This window comes from Streptomyces calvus, assembly GCF_006782915.1.
In the GTDB taxonomy this organism is placed as follows: Bacteria; Actinomycetota; Actinomycetes; order Streptomycetales; family Streptomycetaceae; genus Streptomyces; species Streptomyces calvus.
This window is the reverse complement of sequence record NZ_VCNP01000010.1, coordinates 58,164-80,538: the sequence shown is the minus strand read 5'-3', so window position 1 is coordinate 80,538 and position 22,375 is coordinate 58,164. Positions and strand designations below refer to the sequence as shown.

Genomic DNA, 22,375 nt, shown 5'->3' with positions numbered 1-22,375 from the left:
GCCGGACACGCGCCCGCCGTTCACCGTTCACCGCGGAGGGGCCCGTCTTCCGGGTCCGTCGAGCCGTGATGTGATCGTATGGGGCGGGAACCCGGGGGCAGCGGCTCCCGGGCCGGTACCGCCGGACACACGGCCGGACTTTTTTCGAAAGGATGCGTCATGGCAGCCACGCGCTCCGCACACACCGTTTGGGAAGGCAACCTATTCCAGGGGAGCGGGGTCGTCTCCTTCGACTCCTCCGGTTCCATCGCCGAGCAGCCGGTCACCTGGGCGTCGCGGGCCGAGGAGGCGAACGGGAGGACCAGCCCGGAGGAGCTGATCGCCGCCGCCCACTCCAGCTGCTTCTCGATGGCCCTCTCCAACGGTCTCGACAAGGCCGGCACCCCGCCGACCAGGCTGACCACCTCCGCCGACGTGACCTTCGTGCCGGGCCAGGGCATCACCGGCATCCACCTCACCGTCGAGGGCACCGTGCCCGGCCTGGACGAGGCCGGTTTCGTCGCCGCGGCCGAGGACGCCAAGGTGAACTGCCCGGTCAGCCAGGCGCTGAAGGCCACCAACATCACCCTGACGGCGAAGCTGGCCTGACCGGCCCTGCGCACCGAAGGACCGAGAAGCCGCAGGCCGCCCCGACCCGGGCGGCCTGCGGCACACCCCTCCGGGAGTGACCGCCCATGACGTCACGGCCCGCCGTCTCCGCCCACCAGGGAGGCTCCGAACGCGCCGCCCCGGCCACCCTGGACGCCTACCGGGACGCGCTGCGCTGCGGCGCCGAGTACGTCGAGTTCGACGTCCGGCGCACCGCCGACGGCGTCTTCGTCGTCCACCACGACCCCCGCGTCGGCCACACCGGCCCGCCGCTGTCCACGCTCACCCACGCGGAGCTGAACGAGCGCGCCGGGTACCCGGTGCCCGCCGTGGAGCAGGTCATGGAACTGATCGCCGGCCGGGTCCTCGGCCATCTGGACCTGAAGGAGACGGGCCACGAGCGGGAGTTGATCGACCTCGCGGTCGACCTGCTCGGCGAGGACGGATTCGTCGCCACCACCCTGGAGGACCGTTCCGTCGCTGCCATCACTGCCTCCCACCCGCGCGTGCGCACCGCGCTGTCCCTCGGCCGGAACGGCAGTGACCTCGGCCGGGGCCGGCTGGTGGCGACGCGGATCGGCGAGCTGCTGCCCATGCGCCGGGTGCGCGCCTGCGGCGCCCGCGGAGTCGCCGTGCACTGGCGGCTGGCCCGCGCCACCGTGCTGCGCGAGGCGGCCCGCAACAGACTGTTCTCCATGGTGTGGACCGTCAACGAGGACGCGGCGCTGCGCGGCTTCCTCGACGACCCGCGCGTCGACGTGCTGATCACCGACCGGCCCCGGCGCGCCGTGGAACTGCGCGACGGGACGGACCCGCGACCCCGTCGTTGACAACCACCCACTCAACCTATTGACAAGCGGCCGCTCAAGTTTTGTGCTGGAATTCCGGAGAGGTGCCCTGCGGAAGGGGACAGCGATGGGACGCGCCGTCGGAATCGACCTGGGAACCACGAACTCGGTGGTGGCCGTGCTGGAGGCCGGCGAGCCCACCGTGATCGCCAACGCGGAGGGCGCGCGCACCACGCCGTCCGTCGTCGCCTTCGCCAAGAACGGCGAGGTGCTGGTCGGCGAGGTCGCCAAGCGGCAGGCCGTCACCAACGTCGACCGCACCGCCCGCTCGGTCAAGCGGCACATGGGCGATGCCCAGTGGCGCTTCCCCGGGCAGGGGTCCGTCGACGGCACCCGCTACCGGGCGCAGGAACTGTCCGCCCGGGTCCTGCAGAAGCTGAAGCGCGACGCGGAGTCCTACCTCGGCGAGGACGTCACCGACGCGGTCGTCACCGTACCGGCGTACTTCGACGACACCCAGCGGCAGGCCACCAAGGAGGCCGGGGAGATCGCCGGCCTGAACGTCCTGCGGATCATCAACGAGCCCACCGCGGCGGCCCTGGCGTACGGACTGGACAAGGAGAACGACCAGACCGTCCTCGTCTTCGACCTCGGCGGCGGCACCTTCGACGTGTCGCTGCTGGAGATGGGCGAGGGCGTCATCGAGGTGAAGGCCACCAACGGCGACACGCACCTGGGCGGCGACGACTGGGACCAGCGCGTCGTCGAGTACCTCGCCAAGCGGTTCAAGGGCCAGTACGGCATCGACCTGATCCAGGACAGGATGGCGGTGCAGCGGCTGCGGGAGGCCGCCGAGAAGGCGAAGATCGAGCTGTCGTCCTCCTCGGAGACCACCGTCAACCTGCCCTACGTCACCGCCTCCGCCGAAGGCCCCCTCCACCTCGACGAGAAACTGACCCGCGCCCAGTTCCAGGAGCTCACCGAGGACCTGCTGGAGCGCTGCAAGAAGCCCTTCCACCAGGCCGTCAAGGACGCCGGCGTGCAGCTCTCCGCGATCGACCACGTCATCCTCGTCGGCGGCTCCACCCGGATGCCCGCCGTCACCGACCTGGTCCGCGAACTCACCGGCAAGGACCCGCACAAGGGCGTCAACCCGGACGAGGTGGTGGCCGTCGGCGCGGCCCTCCAGGCGGGCGTCATCCGCGGCGACGTCAAGGACGTGCTGCTGCTCGACGTCACCCCGCTGTCCCTGGGCATCGAGACCAAGGGCGGCATCATGACCAAGCTGATCGAGCGCAACACCACGATCCCCACCCGCCGTTCGGAGATCTTCACCACCGCGACCGACAACCAGCCCTCGGTCGGCATCCAGGTCTACCAGGGCGAACGCGAGATCGCCGCCTACAACAAGAAGCTCGGCGTCTTCGACCTGACCGGCCTGCCCCCGGCCCCGCGCGGCGTCCCGCAGATCGAGGTGGCCTTCGACATCGACGCCAACGGCATCATGCACGTCTCCGCCAAGGACCTCGCCACCGGCCGGGAGCAGAAGATGACCGTCACCGGCGGCTCGGCGCTGCCCAAGGACGACATCGACCGCATGATGCGGGAGGCCGAGCAGTACGCCGAGGAGGACCGCAGGCGCCGCGAGGCCGCCGAGACCCGCAACCAGGCCGAACAACTCGTCTACCAGACCGAGCGGTTCCTGCGGGACAACAGCGACCGCATCCCCGACGACACCCGCTCCGAGGTCGACTCGGCCGTCACGGAGGTGAAGCAGCTGCTCGAGCGGGAGGCCACCGAGACCGCCGAGCTGCGCGCCGGCTTCGACAAACTCGCCGCGGTCAGCCAGAAGATGGGCCAGGCGATGTACGCGCAGACCGCGCAGTCCGCGCAGCCGGGCTCCGAGGACACCGGCCGGCACACCTCACCGCCGGACGAGGAGGGCGTCGTGGACGCGGAGATCGTCGACGACGACAGGGACACCGGCGGCACCGGGGACCGCAAGGACGGAGCCGCCTGACCCGCCCCGCGGCCCCGCCGCTCACGGTTTGCGGGCGACCCCCGCGTACACCGGCACGATGCCCTCCGCCTGCGCCGCCACGTCCTCCGGGTCCGGACGCCACCCGTGCACCGGGATGACGCCCGGGCCCAGCAGCTCCAGCCCGTCGAAGAAACGGGAGAACGCGGCCAGCGACCGCGGGTGGAACGGCGTGCCGCCGCGCCGGAAGTGCTCCGCCGCCTGACCGACGGCCCCCGGGCTCAGATCCGCGGTGACCTGGGACAGGATCAGATGACTGCCCGGGGCGAGCGCGGCCGTGTACCGCCGGAGCAGCCCGTACACGTCGTCGCCGTCCGGGTCGTCGTCCAGGTAGTGGGTCAGCGCCACCAGCGACAGCGCCACCGGCCGGTCCAGGTCCAGCGACTCGGCCGCCCGGCCGAGCAGCGTGTCCACGTCCCGCACGTCCGCGTGCACGTACGCGGTGCTGCCCTCCGCCGTGCCGCGCAGCAGCGCCTCCGCGTGCCGCAGCACGATCGGGTCGTTGTCCGCGTAGACCACCCGGGACTCCGCCGCCACGCCCTGCGCCACCTGGTGCAGGTTCGGCTCCGTGGGAATGCCCGTGCCGATGTCGAGGAACTGGCGCGTCCCCTCCCGGGCGACGGTGCGCACCGCCCGCTGCATGAACCGGCGGTTGGCCCGCGCCCCGCGCAGCACCGTGGGGTCCGACGCGAGGATCCTGCGCGCCAGTTCCTCGTCCACCGGATAGTTGTCCTTGCCGCCGAGCCACCAGTCGTAGACCCGCGCCGGATGCGGCCGGCCGGTGTCGACGGCCGGCGGCGCGATGTCGGAATCGGTCATGGGCAGTCCCCTCCTCGTCGGTTCGACGTGCTGCGCCGGCGTTCCCGCCCGCTCAGTAGCGCTCCCGGAACTCCCGCAGCAGCTTCTGCGTGCGCTGCGTGGAGGCCGCCCGCGCCGTCATGTGGTCCAGGACCTCCAGATGGGCCGAGACCTCCCGGCGCGAGTCCAGGTACAGGGCGCCCGTCAGATACTCGGTGAACACCATGTCCGGCAGCTCCGGCTCGGCGAACCGGAACAGCGAGAACGGCGCGTACGTCCCCGGGTGCGGCCCGTCGGCGAACTCGGCGATCTGCAGTGTGATCCGGTCCTGCGCGGACCAGTCGAGCAGCTTGTCGAGCTGGTCGCGCATCACCCGGCCGTCGACGCTCACCGGGCGCCGCAGCACCGTCTCCTCCATCAGCACCCACAGGTGCGGCGGATCGGGGCGCTCCAGCAGCCGCTGACGCTCCATGCGCAGCGACACGTGCCGCTCGACCGCGTCGCCCCCGGCGTTCCCGATGGTCCCGGCCTCCAGGACGGCCCGCGCGTAGTCCTCGGTCTGCAGCAGTCCCGGCACGAAGTGCGGCTCGTAGGAGCGGATGATCCGCGCGGCGCCCTCCAGGCTCACGTACAGGCTGAACCAGTCGGGCAGCACGTCGTGGTACCGCTGCCACCAGCCCGGCAGGTTCGCCTCCTCGGCGAGGTCGACGAACGCGAGCGCCTCGCTCTCGGGCACCCCGTACGCGGCCAGCAGCATCTGCACGTACGGGATCTTCAGCGCGACCTCGGCCGTCTCCATCCGCCGCACGGTCGCCGGCGCGACCCGCAGGATGCGGGCGGCCTCCTCCCGTGAGAGGCCCGCGGCCTCCCGAAGTTCCTGCAGCCGCCTTCCCAGGACCACTTGTCCCACGGTGGGTGCGGCCCGCCGCTCACTCACGCCACGCCTCCCCAACGCGCCCGGGCATGCGCTCAGTCTGTCATGTCCCCCCGACCCTCTCACGCGCGGCCGGAAACCGCCCATGTTCCCGCCGTCATTACCCCGCTGGTAATCGACCCCGCCGCGGCCCCCGGGGGATCGTGAACGCACCGGGTCCCGGGGCGGCGCACTCCGCTCCGGGGCCCGGCACCGGCCGCCGCAATCCGAACCCGACGGAGGGATCCACCATGTCCGCGACCCAGCTTGCCGCGTTCGCCCGCACCGTGGAGCCGCAGCGGATGCTGCGCCGCTTCCTGGCCCTCGACGCCGTGGTGACCGGCGCCAACGCCCTCGCCTACCTGGCCCTGTCCGGTCCGCTCGGGCGGCTGTTCGGCGCCGGCTCCGGGCTGCTGCTCGGGCTCGGCGCGTTCCTCGCGGTGTACGCGGCCGGCGTCGGCCTGCTGGCCGCCCGCCCGCACCCGCCGACGCTCGCGGTCCGGGTCGTCGTCGAGGCCAACCTCGCCTGGACGGCGGTCAGCCTGGCCGCCCTCGCGCTGTGGCTGACGCCCACCGCGGCGGGCGCCGTGTGGACGGTCCTCCAGGCACTGGCCGTGGCCGGTTTCGCCCTCCTCCAGCACCTGGCGCTGAAAGAGCGTCAGCTCAACCAGGAGTGAAGGTACTTGGCCGTCGCCGGGTCCGCCGGGAGCAGGGTCTCCACGGCCAGCTCGGCGACGGTGACGTCCATCGGCGTGTTGAAGGTGGAGATCGACGAGACGAAGGACAGCCTGCGCCCCTCGTGCTCGATCACCATCGGCAGCGCGAAGTACGCGACCGGCGTGTCCGGTTCCGTCACGCGCCCCTCGCCGGTGTCCGGCACCGGGAACGCCGCGACCTCCTCGTACAGCGCGCGCAGCGGCTCCGAGCGGCGCAGCGCGATCTGCCGTTCCATCTGCTCCAGCAGATGGCCGCGCCACTCCCGCAGATTGCGGATCCGCGGCGCCAGCCCCTGCGGGTGCAGGGTGAGCCGGACTGCGTTCAGCGGCGGCTCCAGCAGCGACTCGGGAACCCCGTCGAACAGCATCATCACGCCCCGGTTGGCGGCGACCACGTCGTACATCGCGTCCACCACCAGCGCCGGATACGGCTCGAAGCCGCCGATCAGCCGCTCGATGCCGTCCCGCAGCGCGTCCAGCGCGGGATCGTCCAGCGGGGTGTGCGGGTACCGGGGCGCGTAACCGGCGGCCAGCAGCAGCGCGTTGCGCTCCCGCACCGGGACGTCCAGGTGCTCGGCCAGCCGCAGCACCATCTCCTCGCTGGGCCGGGCCCGGCCCGTCTCGATGAAGCTGATGTGCCGGGCGGAGGAGTCGGCGCGCAGGGCCAGCTCCAGCTGGCTGACCCGTCGCTGCTCCCGCCAGGCCCGCAGCAGCGGGCCGACGCCGTCGGTGGCGGACGCGGTACCGGACGGTGCAGTGGTCATGTCAGGACCGTAGTCGAGAAACGGCCCTACCGGGGAGCCGGGCGCCGGCCGGCGGGTCCGCGGCAGCCATCTGTGGCAGCCTGTGAACGGGCCCTGGAGCAGATCCGAACCGGCGAAGGAGCACAGCCCATGTCCGTCGAACCGCTGTCGCAGAAGGAGATCGAGGACCGGCTGGCCGAGCTGCCGGGCTGGACCCTCGACGGGGACCGCCTCACCCGCTCCTACCGGCTCGACTCGCACTTCGCGGCGGCGGCGATGGTCGTGCACGTCGCCCGGACGCAGGAGGAGCTCGACCACCACTCCGACCTCACCCTCGGCTACCACACCGTGTCGCTGGCCGTGCACACCCACAGCGCGGGCGGCGCGGTCACCGAGAAGGACTTCGAGCTGGCCCGAAAGGTGGAGGCCCTGGCACCCGGCCACGGTGCACACTGAGGTGCGTGCTGGACTACGACGAGGAAGCGGAACGGTACGACGCCCTACGCGGCGGTGAACCCCGGGCCGCGGCCGCCGCGGCCGCCGTGCTGAGCCTCGTACCGGGGCGGGCGCGGGACCTGCTGGACGTGGCCTGCGGCACCGGCATCGTGACCCGGCGGTTCACCGACCGTGCCGGTCTGCGGGTGACCGGTGTCGACCGGGCCGCGTCGATGACGCGGCGGGCCGCCGCCCGCCTGCCGGGCGCCGTGGTCCGCGCCGACAGCCGCCGGTTGCCCTTCGCGGACGCCCGCTTCGACGCCGTCGTCAGCGTGTGGCTGCTGCACCTGCTGTCCGGCCCGCAGGACGTGCGGGCCGTGGTCGCGGAGTGCGCCCGCGTGCTGCGGCCCGGCGGTGTCTACATCACCACCGTCCACAAGGGCGCCTCCCACAACGTCGGCAGCGACATCGACGCGATCCTCGCCGCCCGCCCGCCCAGTCCGGTGCCGGACGACCCCGCCGAGGTCGAGACGTGGGCCGCCGGTCACGGCCTCCTGCCCGCGGGGCGGGCCCGCTTCCGGGGGCACGGCCAGGGCCGCAGTCCCCGGCGCACCATCGAGGACCTGCGGCGCGGCTGGTTCGTCACGCTGCCGCCCGGTGAACCCCTCGCGGAGCGGTTCGCCGCCCGGCTGGCCGAACTCCCCGACCAGGACCGCCCCCGCCCCGACCCCGTGTTCAGCCTCCGCGCGTACCGGAAACCGGAGCACGGCAACCCGGCGGGCGCCGGCGGCGACTGAGAGGCGGAACACTTCCGTCCTCCCAGGAGGCCCCCGTGAAGCACCCGCACCGGCACGGCAGACGCCGTGTCCTGCTGCCCGCGGCACTCGTCGCGGCGGCGCTGGCCGGCACCGGCCCGACCGCGCTGTCGCCGTCGTCCGCCGACGCCGCCGCCCTCCCCCGAGTTCTCGACTCCGCTCGAACAGGGGAGACCCACATGGTCGAGGCCCTCGACCGGGGCGTGGTCAGCGTCCACACCGGCACCGGCAACCTGGTGAGCTGGCGCTGGCTCGGCACCGACCCGGACGACGTCGCCTTCAACGTCTACCGGGCCGGCACCAAGGTCAACTCCACTCCCGTCACCCGCTCCACCACCTACTTCCACTCCGGTGCGCCGTCCCACGCCGACTACACCGTCCGCGCGGTCGTGGACGGCGTGGAGCAGGGCGACTCGGTCCACGCGATCCAGTTCCGCAGCGGCTACAAGGACGTACCGATCAGCCCACCGGCCGGCGGCACCACCCCCGACGGCGTCTCCTACACCTACGAGGCCAACGACGCCTCCGTCGGCGACCTCGACGGCGACGGCGCCCTCGACCTCGTCCTCAAGTGGCAGCCCACCAACGCCAAGGACAACTCCCAGTCCGGGTACACCGGCAACACGATCGTCGACGGCATCAAGCTGGACGGCACCCGGCTGTGGCGCATCGACCTGGGCCGCAACATCCGCTCCGGCGCCCACTACACGCAGTTCCAGGTGTACGACTACGACGGCGACGGCGAGGCCGAGGTCGCCATGAAGACCGCCGACGGCACCAGGGACGGCACCGGCGCGGTCATCGGCAGCGCGTCGGCCGACCACCGCAACTCCGGCGGGTACATCCTCTCCGGCCCCGAGTACCTGACGATGTTCAACGGCCGCACGGGCCGTGCCATGGGCACCGTGGACTACGTGCCGGCCCGCGGCACCGTCTCCAACTGGGGCGACTCCTACGGCAACCGCGTCGACCGCTTCCTCGCCGGCACCGCCTACCTGGACGGCACCCGACCCTCCCTGATCATGGCCCGCGGCTACTACACCCGCACGGTCATCGCGGCCTGGGACTGGCGGAACGGCTCCTTCACCCGCCGCTGGACCTTCGACACCAACTCCTCCACCAACAGCGGCAAGGGCTACGACGGTCAGGGCTCCCACAGCCTCTCCGTCGGGGACGTCGACAACGACGGCCGGGACGAGATCGTCTACGGCTCGATGGCCGTCGACGACAACGGCAACGGCCTGTGGACCGCGAAGACCGGCCACGGCGACGCCCAGCACCTCGGCGACCTCGACCCGTCGACCGCCGGCCTGGAGTACTACAAGGTCTCCGAGTCCACCGGCCAGCCCGCCGCGCTGTACCTCGACCCGGCGAACGGCGCGGTCCGCTGGAAGCTCGCCGCCTGCTGCGACAACGGGCGCGGCGTCGCGGCGGACATCTGGTCGGGCAACTCCGGCCCGGAGATGTGGTCCTCCGCCGACGCCTCCGTCCGTGACGAGGGCGGCGCCACCAAGGGCCGCAAGCCGTCCTCCGCCAACTTCCTGTCCTGGTGGGACGGGGACCCGGTCCGTGAACTCCTCGACGGCACCCGCATCGACAAGTACGGCACCTCCTCCGACACCCGCCTGCTGACCGGCACGGGCGTGTCGTCCAACAACGGCACCAAGGCCACCCCGGTGCTGTCCGGCGACATCCTCGGCGACTGGCGGGAGGAGGTCGTCTGGCGCACCAGCGACAACACGGCCCTGCGCATCCACTCTACCCCCCACGACACCGACCGCAGGATCACCACGCTCCTGCACGACCGCCTGTACCGCACGTCCCTGGCCTGGCAGAATTCCGGCTACAACCAGCCCCCGCACACCGGCTTCTTCATCGGCTCCGGCATGCCCACCCCACCCCGCCCGGCGGTGTACACACCCTGACCCGGCCTACGCGCAGCTCTCCGCGGCCTTCACCACCTCGAAGACCACCGGGTACGCGGTGATCTGCTCGTTGGGACCGGGGCGGGAGTCGCAGATCTTCCACTCGGCGGGGTCGTCCACCGGACGGCTCCGCCCGCTCGTGTCCTCGAAGACCATCTCGAGTCCGGGGTCCATCTGCTCCTGCGCGCGGCCGGCATTGCCGCCGATGACATCGGGCATGGTGGCGGTGACCGGTGTGGCGTCCGCCGAAGGGCGCGTCTCCGCGGTGGCCGCGCCGGTCGCCGCAGCCGCCGGGGTCTTCGGCTCGGACGACGCACCGCAGGCGGTGGCCGATGCCAGCACCGCGACGGCGAGGGCGGGTCTCAAGAAGTCGATCACAGTCGTGTCCTTCCGGCGGTCTCACCACTTCGGCCCGCCCGTACCGGAGCACGGGCGGGCCGAGGTGCACTGGGGTCAACCTACCGTGCAGGTTCTCCCGCCCAACTGGAAAGCGGTGGGCCCGGTGTTGGCCGCCGACCTGCCGGCCGTGAAGCCGAAGCTCACCGAGGAGCCCGCCGCCACGGCGGCGTTCCAGTCGGTGTTGCGGACCGTCACGTCCGGTCCCGACTGGGTGTGGGACGCGTTCCAGAGCTGGGAGATCTTCTGGCCGTCCGGGAAGGACCAGGTCAGGGACCAGCCGTTCCAGCCGGTCGAACCCGTGTTGGTGAGCCGGACGTCGGCCTGGAAACCGTCGGCCCACTGATTGGTGATCCGGTAGGTCACCTGGCAGGCGCCGGCCGGGCCGGGGCCCGTGCCGCCGCCGGTGTCCGCGGTGTCGCCGTAGACGACGCCGCGGCCGTTGGTCGCCACGTAGACCCGGCCGTAGACCCGCGGGTCACCGGTGATCGCCGCGCCGGTCCAGCCCCACTGGTGGGCGTCGTCGTTGATCCGCGTCCAGCTCGCGCCCTTGTCCGTGGAGCGGAAGATGCCGCGCACGCCGTCGATCTCCGCGCTGGTGAACAGGGTCTGGTACGAGGCGCCCGGTGCCGCCTTGCCGAAGCCGACGGTGTCGGCCTCCTGGACGTTCGGCAGCTTGGTGAACGTCGCCCCCGCGTCCGTCGAGTGCCACAGCCCGTACGCCCCGTCGCCCGCCCCGCCCGCCAGCCAGATGTCGCCCTTCGCGCCGGGCAGCGCCTTGAAGCGCACGCTGTCGCCGCCGGGCAGACCGGACGCGGACGACGCCGTGAACGTCGCGCCGCCGTCCGTACTGACGTAGAACTTCCCGGACTTGAAGCCGTAGAACGTCTTCGGGTCGACCCGGTCGGACTCCACGACCGCTCCGGCCGGGATGCCGCTCGACGCCGACCACGACGTGCCGAAGCCGGTCGCGTAGTGCACGCCCGCGCCCTCGGGGCTCCACACGAACCGGCTGCCGTCGGCCGCCGCCGCGACCGTACCGCCGCCGCTGACGCCCGAGGGGTCGGTGCCCGCGAACCAGTTGGCGCCGTTGTCGGTGGAGAACGCGATGTGCGGGCCGGAGTCCAGGTTGCCGGAGCGCACCACCGTGTCCGGCTTCGACTCGGCGAAGTCCAGGCTGGTCGTCGTGGTGAAGTTCGGCTGCGTGAACATCATCGACGGCACCTCGGTCAGGTCCGTGTGCCGGAAGCCGCCGATGTCACCGAGCGCGCTGATCAGCGGGGCGCCGGACGGCGGGGAGACGAGGTCGTTGACGGCCGTCTCCTCCAGGCCGCGCACCATCGGGGTGATGGTGAACCTCGATCCGGAGTCCCAGTTCGTCAGGTTCTCCGTGCCGTAGACCGTCGCGCCCGTGCCGTACATCATCCGGTCGGAGTCGAACGGGTCGATCTCCAGCGCCTCCGTCATCCAGCCCAGCTTCGGCGTCTGTTCCGGAGGTGACGGGTTCGCGCCCCAGGTCAGCCAGGGGGAGGAGGACACGTCCATCGTGTAGCGGTTCTCGCGGTTCGGGTACGAGGTGTAGCTCCACGCCTGGGTCCAGGTGCCGCCGCTGTCCTTCGAGCGGAAGATCTGCGTGTCCGGCCACCAGGAGCTGTACGCCGTCGCCATCACCGTGCCCGGGTTCTGCCGGTCCACGGTCAGCCCGCTGAAGCCGTAGTAGGTGTCGGCCTCGGCGGCCGGGCTGATGTCGGTCCAGGTGCCGGTCGCCGTCGCGTACCGGTACAGGCGGCCCTTGCCGCCGTCGTAGGGCCCGCCGGTGTCGCTGTACGCGAGGTACAGGTAACCGTTCTCCGCGTCCAGGACGCCCTTGTGGGCCAGATAGCCCGTGGGCTGACCGGCCAGCCGCTCCCAGGTCGCGCCGGCGTCCGTGGACCGGTACACGGCGTTGTCCTTGTCGGCGACACCGACGTAGACCGTCCTCGTCGCGCTGCCGGGCGTGCCCGTCGACTCGTCGAAGGTGACCCAGACGATGCCCTGGTTGTCGGAGGCGTAACCGGACGTGTCGCTCGGGTCCTGCGCGTAGTTGCCGACGTTGGGGAAGTTCGTCACCTGCGACCAGCTCGCGCCCGAGTCGGTCGACCGCCACAGGCCCTTGCCGCTGGGCGCGCCCAGGTACAGCACGCTGTTGCGGTGCGGGTCGACGGCCAGGCGCTCGCCCATGCCCCGGCCCGGCATGTTCCCGCCCAGCTTGAACGGCAGCGAAGCCTTCCGCCAGGTCGCGCCCCGGTCGGTGGAGCGCAGCACCGCGCCGTTGCCCGGGTCCCAGTCGTTGGTGTACGTGCCGACCGCCGCGTACACCCGGTCCGGGTCGACGGAGTCGGAGGCGAGGCTCACCACACCGGTGTGCCCCCAGTCGTCCCAGCCCACCGAGTCCAGCAGCGGGGTCCAGGTCTTCGTCGCCTCCTGCCACCGGTAGGCGCCGCCGATGTCGGTGCGGGCATAGGCGAGGTCCTTCTCGCTGCGGTTGAAGACGATGCCGGGCACGAAGCCGCCACCGTCGATGCGCGCGTTCTTCCAGGTGTAGGTGTCGGCGGCGAGGGTGGTGGCCGCGGCCGGTTCCGGGCGGTCGCCGGCGGCCAGGGCGGGCGGGCCGCCCGCGAGCAGACCGGCCGCCAGCGCGAGCACGGCGGTGAGGATGCGGGTTCTTCGCACGGTGCGTTCCTTCCTCATGGGGGGAGGGGAGGCTGGGGAGCGTGCGAGGGCCGGGCGGCCTCCCGTGCGCGAGAAGGCCGCCCGGCCCGGTGTGGCCCCGGCGTCAGGTGCCGGGGCCGGTACGCGGAGCGTCGGCGGGGGCTATTCGAGAAGCTCCGCGTACGAGCCCATGGCCAGGGCGATGTCGGCCTGGGCCCAGAACCGGTGGTACGTGAACGTCGGCGCGGCGCCGCCCGCGAGATAGCTCTCGATCTTCGACCAGGCCGGGTCGTCCTGGTAGAAGGACCGGATCGACTCGAAGGTCGACGACGAGTTGATCGCGTCGCCGTTCGGCATGGTGCCGCTCCAGCCGCTCGGCACGTACACCGGGTCGTCGAAGCGGTTGTAGTCGGCGCGGGTCTCCGGGACGGCGATGCCGAGCGCGTCCTGGTTGTTCTCCCACATGCCGTCGAGCAGCGCCTTCGCCGTGGCCGCCGCCTCGGTGTCACCGGAGCGGTCGGCGTAGTACGTCAGCGTCTTGGCGTACGCCGCGGCCACACCGACGTCGTTGGTGTAGTCGGCGACACTGACGTGCAGCCCGCTGTTGGCGCCGGGCGAGGACGGGTTCCAGGTGTCCGGCTTGCCCGACCACTGCAGCGTCGACGGGATCCGGAAGGAGCCGTCGGGGTTGACGGTGGTCTCCGACAGCGCCCAGTCGACCCACTTGTCGAGCACCGACTTGGCGAGCGCGTTGCCGGTCTGCTGGTACAGCTCGGCGACCCGCTCCATCGACCACGCCTGGAAGCCGAACCACTGGTTCGACGGCGGGTCGTGGTAGACCGGCTTCTCGTCGTAGTGCATGCCGTAGAAGGTCGGCGTGCCGGCCGGCGGGGCCGTGTAGCGGCCCGCCCAGCTGTTGGTCGCGCCGCCCGCGATGCCGCCCTCGTCGGACTGCAGCCAGCGGTAGAACTCCAGCTGCCGCTGCAGCGACTTGGACCAGTCGTCCGCGCCCGTCGCCGACTTCGGCTTCAGCGGCGCGTAGTTGCTCAGCGCGTACGCGGCGAGCGGGTTCTGGTAGCCGCCGTGGGCGTGGCTGGAGCCGATGCGCCAGGCCCAGCCCGCCGAGGTGTCGGTGGCACCGCCCCAGGCGTAGTACCAGGACAGCAGGTAGTGCGAGGCGTCCTTGCCGGTGCCGGCCGGGCAGGACGGGCTGGTGCAGTTGCCGATCTTCTTGAAGTACTTGTCGAACATCGCGTAGCGCAGGTAGTCACCCATCTTCGCGGCCTTGGCGACGGTCGCGGAGACGTCGGAGCCCTTGCCCTGTTCCTTGGCCCACAGGTCGGCCCAGTACGCGGCCTGCACGGCGCGCGCGTCGGCGTCCGGGGCGTTGGTGAACTTCCACTGCTTGGCGTAGGACGCGTCCTTGGTGAACAGGTCCAGGTAGCCGTTCCGCCCACCGTACTTGAAGGCGTCGCAGGTGGGCTGCGGGACGGTCTCCCACACCGACTCCTGCGGGCCGCGCTGGAAGGTGTTGATGTACGACGGTCCGGTGTCCGCCGGGCCCGCCTCGCACTTGCCCGGCGAGTTGCCGTAGCCGTAGACGTTGTCGACGTCCTGGATCCAGTGCATGCCGTAGACGTCGTCCGTGCCGTAGGCGGACTTCAGCTCGCCCGCGATCGGGTCGGGGCCGACCGAGACGCCCGAGTCGAGCGCGGAGGGGTACTCGTTCGGAGTGTCGTGCTCGGGCGCGTACGTCGCCGGCTTCGAGGCGTTGTAGAAGGAGTTGGTCGGCTGGTCGGCGTGCGTGGGGATCATGTACTTCTCCATGATCTCCCAGGCGCCGTTGAACTTCGACCAGTCACCGGTGACCTTGCCGTACATCGCCTGGAGCCACAGCAGGTAGCTGTACGCCTCCGAGGTGGTCTCGTGACCGTGGTCCGGAGCCTCGACGATCAGCGTCTCCACCGAGTGGTACGGGATGCCCTCGGGCGAGAAGTAGCCGTTCGCCGGGTCGGTGATCTTGCCGTACAGGTCCAGGAACCGCGCGTCGTAGGCCTTCGTCGCCCCCAGCTGGGTCACCGTGACCGCCGCCTTGGCGTGGCCCGGTGCCGAGGACTCGAAGACGGCGGATCCGGTGCCGGACGAGTCGGCGGCGACCGTCACCTTCTGCGCGGTGTTCCAGTTCGAGGGCGTGAAGGTCAGCGAGGCGCCGGCGGAGACCGACAGCCCGGAGTTGCCGCTCGCGCGGGTCGTCGTGACGGTCACGTTGGCGCTCGGCTGCTTGGACAGCTTCACCTCGAACGTGCCCGACTCACCGGACTTCACGCCGAGCTGGGACGGCGTGGCCACCACGGCGGGGCCCGAGGCGACGGTGATGCCGACCGGGGTGGAGCTGGCGGAGGCGTTCATGCTGTCGTACGCCTTGGCCACCAGCGAATGACTGCCCACGGTCAAGCCGGCGACGGAGAGCGTGAACGGCGCGCTGCTGTCCGAGCCCAGCAGTTCGGTGTCGTCGTAGAACTCCACCTTGGTGATCGTGGCGTCGTCGGCCGCCGCCGCGGTGGCCGCGAGCGGAACCGTCTCGCCCTGCGTGTAGACGGCGCCGGCCTGCGGGCTGGTCAGCACCGTGATCGGCGGCTGGTGGGCCCCGTTGCAGGGAGTGCCGTTGATCGCGAAGGACGTGGGAGCGGCGTTGCTGCCGCTGTAGGAGAACTGGGCGCCGGTCGTGACGGCGCCGCCGGCGGCGATCTTGGCGTTGTGTCCGGCGTTCTTCACGGTCACGGTCTTCCCGGACTGCGACCAGCTGCCGTTCCAGCCGTTCACGAGCTTCTGGTTGCCCGCGTAGTCGTAGGTCAGGGTCCAGCCGTCGACCGCGTCCGTACCGCGGTTGGTGACCGTCAGGTCCGCGGTGAAGCCGGAACCCCAGTCGTTGGTGCGGTAGTCGACACTGCACTGGACAGCCGCCGCCTGGGCGGGAGTCGAGCCGGTCGAGAGCATCGTCAGCGGGAGCGCGAGCGCCGCCGCGGCGGCCGTCCACAGCCGCCGGACGCCTCTGCGTCTCCTGGGTGGGGGATGCATGGTGCTGGTTCCTCCTGCGACTCGGTCATCAAGGCTTGAACCAGTGGGAGCGCTCCCATAGTGAGGACGGTGCCCGGAGCGGTCAAGGCTTGTGGAGAGTCGAAAAGATTCGACGGCCCGGAGTTGAGGGAATGTCAGCAACCCCCTGTTCTTCGCCGTCGGTTGGCGCTAGCTTCAAAAGCACCAGTGGGAGCGGTTCCACCAGTCGACGCGTTCGTCACGGCGCGTCCGACCTGCAAGGAGTCGCTTCATGCGCCACCCCCCGCGTTCAGTACTTTTAGCCATCCCCGCGTCCGTGTGGATCACCTGACGCGGGTCTGCGCACTCTCGTGGGACACCGCGCCGTTCCGTGCTGCCCGGACCCTTCCCGGACCGCACCGAGGACCCGTCCCGACCGGGTCACGACGGCACACCCACCCCGTACGGCACCACGGTGTGCGACCGCGTCGCGCGCCGCTGAAGGACAGCCCCCTACGGATAGGAAACCCGCACTCATGAGTCGCACCAGAACCGCGCTCCTCGCCGCCATGGCGCTGGTCGCCGGTGCCTCCGGCACGGCGTTCGCCGTCGTCCCCGGCGACACCGGCGCGGCCGCAGTTCCCTGCACCGTGGACTACAAGGTGCAGAACCAGTGGGCCACCGGCTTCACCGCGTCCGTGACGGTCACCAACAACAGCGCCGCCAAGTCGTCCTGGTCGCTGAAGTGGACCTATGCCGGCAACCAGAAGGTCACCAGCGGCTGGAACGCCAAGGTCACCCAGTCCGGTGCCAACGTCACCGCCACCAACGAGGCCTACAACGGCACGCTGTCCACCGGAGGTTCGGCCACCTTCGGCTTCCAGGGCTCCTACAGCGGGACCAACGCCGTCCCCGCCACCTTCACCCTCGACGGCGTGACCTGCAACGTCGACAGCGGCGGACCGACCGACCCGCCGGACCCGACCGACCCGCCCGCGCCGGGCAACCGGGTCGACAACCCCTACAGCGGCGCCAAGGTCTACGTGAACCCCGAGTGGTCCGAGAAGGCCGCCGCCGAGCCGGGCGGCAGCCGCATCGCCAACCAGCCCACCGGTGTCTGGCTGGACCGCACCGCCGCCATCAACGGCGTCAACGGCGGCATGGGCCTGCGCGACCACCTCGACGAGGCGCTCACGCAGAAGGGATCCGGCGAGCTCGTCGTCCAGCTCGTCATCTACAACCTGCCGGGCCGCGACTGCGCCGCCCTCGCCTCCAACGGCGAGCTCGGCCCGACGGAGATCGACCGCTACAAGACCCAGTACATCGACCCGATCGCGGAGATCCTCGCCGACCCGAAGTACGCCTCGCTGCGGATCGTCACCACGGTCGAGATCGACTCCCTGCCCAACCTGGTCACCAACGTGTCGCCGCGGCCCACCGCCACGCCCAACTGCGACACCATGAAGGCCAACGGCAACTACGTGAAGGGCGTCGGCTACGCCCTGAACAAGCTGGGCGACGTGCCCAACGTCTACAACTACGTGGACGCCGGACACCACGGCTGGCTCGGCTGGGACGACAACTTCGGCGCCTCCGCCGAGATGTTCAAGCAGGCCGCGACCGCCGAGGGCGCGACCGTCGCCGACGTGCACGGCTTCATCGCCAACACGGCCAACTACAGCGCGCTGAAGGAGGACCACTTCTCCATCGGCGACACCGTGGCGGGCAAGTCGGTGCGCGAGTCGAAGTGGGTCAGCTGGAACCGCTACGTCGACGAGCTGTCGTACGCCCAGGCCCTGCGCCAGAAGCTGGTCTCGCTCGGCTTCGACTCGGGGATCGGCATGCTGATCGACACCTCCCGCAACGGCTGGGGCGGGGCGAACCGGCCCACCGGACCGGGGGCCACGACCAGCGTGGACACCTACGTCGACGGCGGCCGCTACGACCGCCGCTTCAACACCGGCAACTGGTGCAACCAGTCGGGGGCCGGCCTCGGTGAGCGGCCGCAGGCCTCCCCGGAGCCCGGAATCGACGCCTACGTCTGGATGAAGCCCCCGGGTGAGTCCGACGGTGCGAGCGAGCCCATCGACAACGACGAGGGCAAGGGCTTCGACCGGATGTGCGACCCGACGTACACCGGCAACCCGCGCAACGACAACAACATGTCGGGTGCGCTGGGCAACGCCCCGATCTCCGGGCACTGGTTCTCCGCCCAGTTCCAGGAGCTGATGAAGAACGCCTACCCGCCGCTGTCGTGACGGGCTGACCGGTGTTCCGCCGGGTCGGGGCCGGCCGGCCCCGACCCGGCGGAACACTTTCTCCTCGGCATCCTTTTTGCGGGAGCGGCAACTTCGTTTGCGTCCGTGCGGTGCGTCGTCGCACCCTGACGGCATCCGAGCGGAGAGGCTGATCCCATGGCGCACGACCACGAACCACACGACCACGAACACCACGAGCACGGGCACGGGCACGGGCACACGCACGGCCACGACCACGGCGACATCGACTGGGCCGAGATGGCACCCCTGCTCGAAGCGGAGGCGGAACTGTTCACCCCGCTGTACGAGCGGGCCCTGGGATGGCTGGCGAAGGAGGTGACCGAGCCGGGCCTGGTCGTGGACGCGGGCAGCGGTCCCGGTGTGATCTCGTGCCTGTTCGCCGAGACCTTCCCGGGCGCCCGGATCGTGGCCGTCGACGGGTCGGAACCGCTGCTGGAGCGGGCCCGCGCGCGGGCCGCACGCAAGGGCGTCGCCGACCGCTTCGGCACTCTCGCCGGTGAACTGCCCGGCGCGCTCGGCGAACTGGACTACCCTGCGGACCTGCTGTGGGCCAGCCGCAGCGTGCACCACCTGGGCGACCAGGGCGCGGCGCTCGCCGCGTGCGCGGAGCGGCTCGCGCCCGGCGGCACCCTCGCGGTCATGGAGGGCGGCCTGCCCGTCCGGTTCCTGCCCCGCGACATCGGGTTCGGCCGGCCCGGCCTCCAGGCGCGGATCGACGTGGCCCTGGAGGACAGGTTCAGCCGGATGCGGGCCGAACTGCCCGGATCGGTCGAGCAGGTCGAGGACTGGCCGGCCCTGCTGGCCTCGGCGGGCCTGCACCACGCCCGCTCGCGCACCTTCCTCCTGGACCTCCCCGCCCCGGTCACGGACCGCACCCGCGCCTATGTCGTCACCGCCCTCACGCGCATCCGCGAGGGCGTCGCCGAGGACCTGGACGCCGACGACCGCGCCACCGTGGACCGGCTCCTCGACCCGGCCGACCCGGCGAGCGTCCACCACCGCCCGGACGTGTTCGTGCTGGCGGCCCACACCGTCCACACGGCGGTACGGCCCGTGTGACCCCTCGGCCCGGTCGGTCCCGCGGGCCCCGCGTTGCCGGGCCGCCGACGGACGACGGACGACGAGCGGCTGCCCGCCGCCACGACGGACGGCGCCGAAGCAACGCGAGGTGCGCCGCCGCAACGGGACGGCGCCGACGCACGACGGCCTCCCCCCGGGCCGGGGGGAGGCCGTCACGCGTACCGGCTCAGCCGGCGTTGAACTCCGCGGGGTGCGAACCCAGCCTCCGGTCCTCGTTGAGCGCGCTGATCGCGGCGAGGTCCTCGGCGTCCAGGCTGAACCCGAAGACGTCGATGTTCTCCTCGATCCGGGACGGCGTCACCGACTTCGGGATGACGACGTTGCCGAGCTGGAGGTGCCAGCGCAGCACGACCTGCGCCGGGGTGCGGCCGTGCTTCTGCGCGATCGCCACGATCGCCGGGATCTCCAGGATGCCCTTGCCGGAACCGAGCGGCGACCAGGCCTCCGTCGCGATGCCCTGCTCCGCGTGGTACTCGCGCGCTTCGTGCTGCTGAAGGTGCGGGTGCAGCTCGATCTGGTTGACCGCGGGGACGACCGACGTCTCGCCGATCAGCCGCTCCAGGTGCTCCGGCAGGAAGTTCGACACGCCGATGGCCCGGATCCGGCCGTCCGCGTGCAGCTTCTCGAACGCCTTGTACGTCTCGACGTACAGGTCCCGCTTCGGCGTCGGCCAGTGGATCAGGTACAGGTCCACGTAGTCGAGACCGAGCTTCGCCAGGGACGTGTCGAAGGAGCGCAGCGTCGAGTCGTACCCCTGCTCGCTGTTCCAGAGCTTGGTGGTGACGAAGAGGTCCTCGCGGGCGACGCCGGACCGCGCGATGGCCCTGCCGGTGCCTTCCTCGTTGCCGTAGATCGCCGCGGTGTCGATGCTGCGGTAGCCGGCCTCCAGCGCCGTCGCGACCGCGGTCTCGGCCTCGTCGTCCGGCACCTGCCAGACGCCGAAGCCCAGCTGGGGCATCTCGACGCCGTTGTTCAGGGTGATCGGGGGGACCTTGCTCACGAGCTCTCGATCCTTAGGTTGTGGTCAGGTGGTACGTCCATGCTCAACGATCACGGCCCCCAGCGCATTCCTGACCGCGGAATTCACGCGTGGTAGAGCGCTTCGACCTCACGCTCGTAGGCCTTCTCGATCGCCTTCCGCTTCAGCTTCAGCGACGGGGTGAGCAGCCCCTGCTCCTCGGTGAACGGCTGCGCCAGGATGCGGAAGGTGCGGATGGACTCGGCCTGCGAGACCAGCGTGTTGGCCGCGACCACCGCGCGCCGCACCTCCGTCTCCAGATCGGTGTCCCGCACCAGCTGGGCCGGAGACATCGACGGTTTGTCGCGCATCGCCAGCCAGTGCTCGACGGCCTCCTGGTCGAGGGTGACCAGCGCGGCGATGTAGGGCCGGTCGTTGCCGACCACGATGCACTGGCTGACCAGCGGATGGTCGCGCACCCGCTCCTCCAGCGGCCCGGGCGAGACGCTCTTGCCGCCCGAGGTCACCAGGATCTCCTTCTTGCGCCCGGTGATGGTCAGATAGCCGTCCTCGTCCAGGGCACCGAGGTCACCGGTGGCCAGCCAGCCGTCGCGCAGGGCCTCACCGGTGGCCTTGGGGTTGTTGAGGTAGCCCTGGAAGACGTTGTCGCCGCGCAGCCAGATCTCGCCGTCCTCCGCGATGTGCACGGTGACGCCCGGGATGGGCCGGCCGACCGTGCCGTAGCGGGTGCGCTCGGGCGGGTTGGCGGTGGCCGCCGCCGTCGTCTCCGTGAGCCCGTACCCCTCGTAGATGTGGACGCCCGCGCCCGCGAAGAACAGCCCGAGCCGCCGGTCCATCGCGGAACCGCCCGACATGGCCTGCCGGATCCTGCCGCCCATCGCCGCGCGGATCTTGGAGTAGACGAGCTTGTCGAAGAACTGGTGCTGCATCCGCAGCGCCGCGGACGGTCCCGGCCCGATGCCCCAGGCCTTGGACTCCATCGCGTCGGCGTACCGGATGGCCACCTCGACGGCCTTCTCGAACGCCCCCGAGCGGCCCTCGCGCTCCGCCTTGCGCCGCGCCGAGTTGAACACCTTCTCGAAGATGTACGGCACGGCCAGGAAGAACGTCGGCCGGAACGCGGCCAGGTCGGGCAGCAGCGCCGCCGCGTTCAGTTGCGGCTGGTGGCCGAACTTCACCTTCCCGCGGATCCCGGCGACCTGCACCATCCGCCCGAAGACATGGGCGAGCGGCAGGAACAGCAGGGTCGCCGCCTGATCGCCCCTGCGGGAGTGGAACACCGGCTCCCAGCGCTCGATGACCGTGTCCGCCTCGTACATGAAGTTGCCGTGCGAGATCACACAGCCCTTGGGGCGGCCGGTGGTGCCCGAGGTGTAGATGACCGTGGCCACCGAATCGGGCGTGACGGCCTGCCGGTGCCGGTGCACCACCTCGTCGTCCAGGTGCGCGCCCGCGTCGTACAGCTCCTGGAGCGCGCCCGCGTCGAGCTGCCACAGCCGGCGCATGCCCGGCAGCCGGTCGATGACCGTGGCGATGGTCATCGCGTGGTCCTCGTGCTCCACGACCGCGGCCGTCACCTCGGCGTCGTGCAGCATCCAGAAGCACTGCTCGGCGGAGGACGTGGGGTAGACGGGGACCACGACCGCGCCGATCGTCCACAGCGCGAAGTCGAACAGCGTCCACTCGTACCGGGTGCGGGACATGATGGCGACCCGGTCGCCGAACCGGACCCCGCCGGCGAGCAGGCCCTTGGCGAGGGCGAGCACCTCGTCGCGGAACTCGGCGCTGGTCACGTCGCGCCACCGGCCGGTGTCGTCCTTGCGCCCGAGCGCGATGTGCGAGGGGTCCTCCTCCGCATACCGGAAGACCACGTCGGCCAGACCGCCCACCGGAGGCGCCAACGCCAACGGAGGGTTGGTGAACTCGCGCAATCCCGCTCCCCGCTTCTCAGCGCTCGGATCGGTGCGGTGACGGCGTCGTCCCGCACAGCGCCGTGAAAGCTACCCCACGCGGACGGAGGGCGGGAGGGGGGCGAGCGGCGCGTGGCGCTTCCGTTCGCGCTGGTCAGTGAAGGAAAAAAGGCGCAGACGGGGAGGGGGCGGACAGAATACTGACGGCGGAGTAAGTTTCGGGACCGTAATCTCCACCGAATCTG

At 71.3% G+C, this 22,375-nt stretch carries 17 protein-coding genes; 9 read left to right on the top strand and 8 right to left on the bottom strand.

Annotated features, from left to right (window positions below; translation table 11 throughout):
* The first annotated feature begins 159 nt into the window (after positions 1 to 159).
* The 3 genes from FGW31_RS04605 (at position 160) to dnaK (ending at position 3,396) form a co-directional block, all read left to right on the top strand.
* Positions 160 to 588 (top strand): OsmC family protein, encoded by a 429-nt coding sequence (locus FGW31_RS04605; protein ID WP_142192041.1) that lies wholly within the window; start codon positions 160 to 162, stop codon positions 586 to 588.
* An 86-nt stretch (positions 589 to 674) separates the two neighbouring features.
* On the top strand, positions 675 to 1,418 hold the full coding sequence (locus tag FGW31_RS04600) for a glycerophosphodiester phosphodiesterase family protein (RefSeq protein ID WP_142192040.1): 744 nt from the start codon (positions 675 to 677) through the stop codon (positions 1,416 to 1,418).
* An 85-nt stretch (positions 1,419 to 1,503) separates the two neighbouring features.
* A complete protein-coding gene (gene dnaK, locus FGW31_RS04595) occupies positions 1,504 to 3,396 on the top strand; it encodes a molecular chaperone DnaK (RefSeq protein ID WP_142192039.1) in 1,893 nt (630 codons plus the stop codon).
* A gap of 21 nt (positions 3,397 to 3,417) precedes the next feature.
* On the opposite strand, the gene FGW31_RS04590 is transcribed toward dnaK, so the two are convergent.
* On the bottom strand, positions 3,418 to 4,233 hold the full coding sequence (locus FGW31_RS04590; RefSeq protein ID WP_142192038.1) for an SAM-dependent methyltransferase: 816 nt from the start codon (positions 4,231 to 4,233) through the stop codon (positions 3,418 to 3,420).
* 52 nt (positions 4,234 to 4,285) lie between these two features.
* Positions 4,286 to 5,149, bottom strand: a complete 864-nt coding sequence (locus FGW31_RS04585; RefSeq protein ID WP_142192037.1) for a helix-turn-helix domain-containing protein — start codon at positions 5,147 to 5,149, stop codon at positions 4,286 to 4,288.
* Positions 5,150 to 5,376: 227 nt separating this feature from the next.
* Here FGW31_RS04585 and FGW31_RS04580 point away from each other — a divergent pair, with 227 nt between their 5' ends.
* Entirely contained in the window at positions 5,377 to 5,802 is a 426-nt protein-coding gene (locus tag FGW31_RS04580; RefSeq protein WP_142192036.1) for a hypothetical protein, read from the top strand.
* On the opposite strand, the gene FGW31_RS04575 is transcribed toward FGW31_RS04580, so the two are convergent.
* Positions 5,784 to 6,605 (bottom strand): helix-turn-helix domain-containing protein, encoded by an 822-nt coding sequence (locus FGW31_RS04575; RefSeq protein ID WP_142192035.1) that lies wholly within the window; start codon positions 6,603 to 6,605, stop codon positions 5,784 to 5,786. The genes FGW31_RS04580 and FGW31_RS04575 overlap by 19 nt on opposite strands.
* A gap of 129 nt (positions 6,606 to 6,734) precedes the next feature.
* On the opposite strand from FGW31_RS04575, the gene FGW31_RS04570 reads away from it, so the two are divergent.
* From FGW31_RS04570 to FGW31_RS04560, 3 genes are read left to right on the top strand one after another with little or no spacing between them, the layout of a single operon-like run.
* Positions 6,735 to 7,040, top strand: coding sequence for a 4a-hydroxytetrahydrobiopterin dehydratase (locus FGW31_RS04570; protein WP_142192034.1), 306 nt, complete (start codon positions 6,735 to 6,737; stop codon positions 7,038 to 7,040).
* Between the two features lie 5 nt (positions 7,041 to 7,045).
* Positions 7,046 to 7,816, top strand: coding sequence for a class I SAM-dependent methyltransferase (locus FGW31_RS04565; RefSeq protein WP_142192033.1), 771 nt, complete (start codon positions 7,046 to 7,048; stop codon positions 7,814 to 7,816).
* A 35-nt stretch (positions 7,817 to 7,851) separates the two neighbouring features.
* Positions 7,852 to 9,759 carry a rhamnogalacturonan lyase gene (locus FGW31_RS04560; protein WP_142192032.1) on the top strand — a complete coding sequence of 636 codons (1,908 nt, stop codon included), beginning with the start codon at positions 7,852 to 7,854 and terminating at the stop codon, positions 9,757 to 9,759.
* 6 nt (positions 9,760 to 9,765) lie between these two features.
* Here FGW31_RS04560 and FGW31_RS04555 read toward each other — a convergent pair whose 3' ends face one another.
* From FGW31_RS04555 to FGW31_RS04545, 3 genes are all read right to left on the bottom strand, one after another.
* Complete coding sequence (locus FGW31_RS04555; protein WP_142192031.1) at positions 9,766 to 10,137, bottom strand: hypothetical protein; 372 nt, start codon at positions 10,135 to 10,137, stop codon at positions 9,766 to 9,768.
* A gap of 75 nt (positions 10,138 to 10,212) precedes the next feature.
* The gene (locus FGW31_RS04550) at positions 10,213 to 12,867 is read right to left on the bottom strand and encodes a cellulose binding domain-containing protein (RefSeq protein ID WP_142192030.1); all 2,655 of its coding nucleotides are present in this window, start codon (positions 12,865 to 12,867) and stop codon (positions 10,213 to 10,215) included.
* A gap of 141 nt (positions 12,868 to 13,008) precedes the next feature.
* Positions 13,009 to 15,924, bottom strand: a complete 2,916-nt coding sequence (locus FGW31_RS04545) for a glycoside hydrolase family 48 protein (RefSeq protein ID WP_142192029.1) — start codon at positions 15,922 to 15,924, stop codon at positions 13,009 to 13,011.
* Between the two features lie 494 nt (positions 15,925 to 16,418).
* Here FGW31_RS04545 and FGW31_RS04540 point away from each other — a divergent pair, with 494 nt between their 5' ends.
* Entirely contained in the window at positions 16,419 to 18,140 is a 1,722-nt protein-coding gene (locus FGW31_RS04540) for a glycoside hydrolase family 6 protein (protein WP_142192028.1), read from the top strand.
* A gap of 156 nt (positions 18,141 to 18,296) precedes the next feature.
* The gene (locus FGW31_RS04535) at positions 18,297 to 19,220 is read left to right on the top strand and encodes a class I SAM-dependent methyltransferase (protein WP_142192027.1); all 924 of its coding nucleotides are present in this window, start codon (positions 18,297 to 18,299) and stop codon (positions 19,218 to 19,220) included.
* A gap of 187 nt (positions 19,221 to 19,407) precedes the next feature.
* On the opposite strand, the gene FGW31_RS04530 is transcribed toward FGW31_RS04535, so the two are convergent.
* Positions 19,408 to 20,199, bottom strand: a complete 792-nt coding sequence (locus FGW31_RS04530) for an aldo/keto reductase (RefSeq protein WP_142192353.1) — start codon at positions 20,197 to 20,199, stop codon at positions 19,408 to 19,410.
* Between the two features lie 125 nt (positions 20,200 to 20,324).
* Positions 20,325 to 22,151: an AMP-dependent synthetase/ligase gene (locus FGW31_RS04525; RefSeq protein WP_142192026.1), complete on the bottom strand. Its 1,827-nt coding sequence runs from the start codon at positions 22,149 to 22,151 to the stop codon at positions 20,325 to 20,327.
* Positions 22,152 to 22,375: the final 224 nt, after the last annotated feature.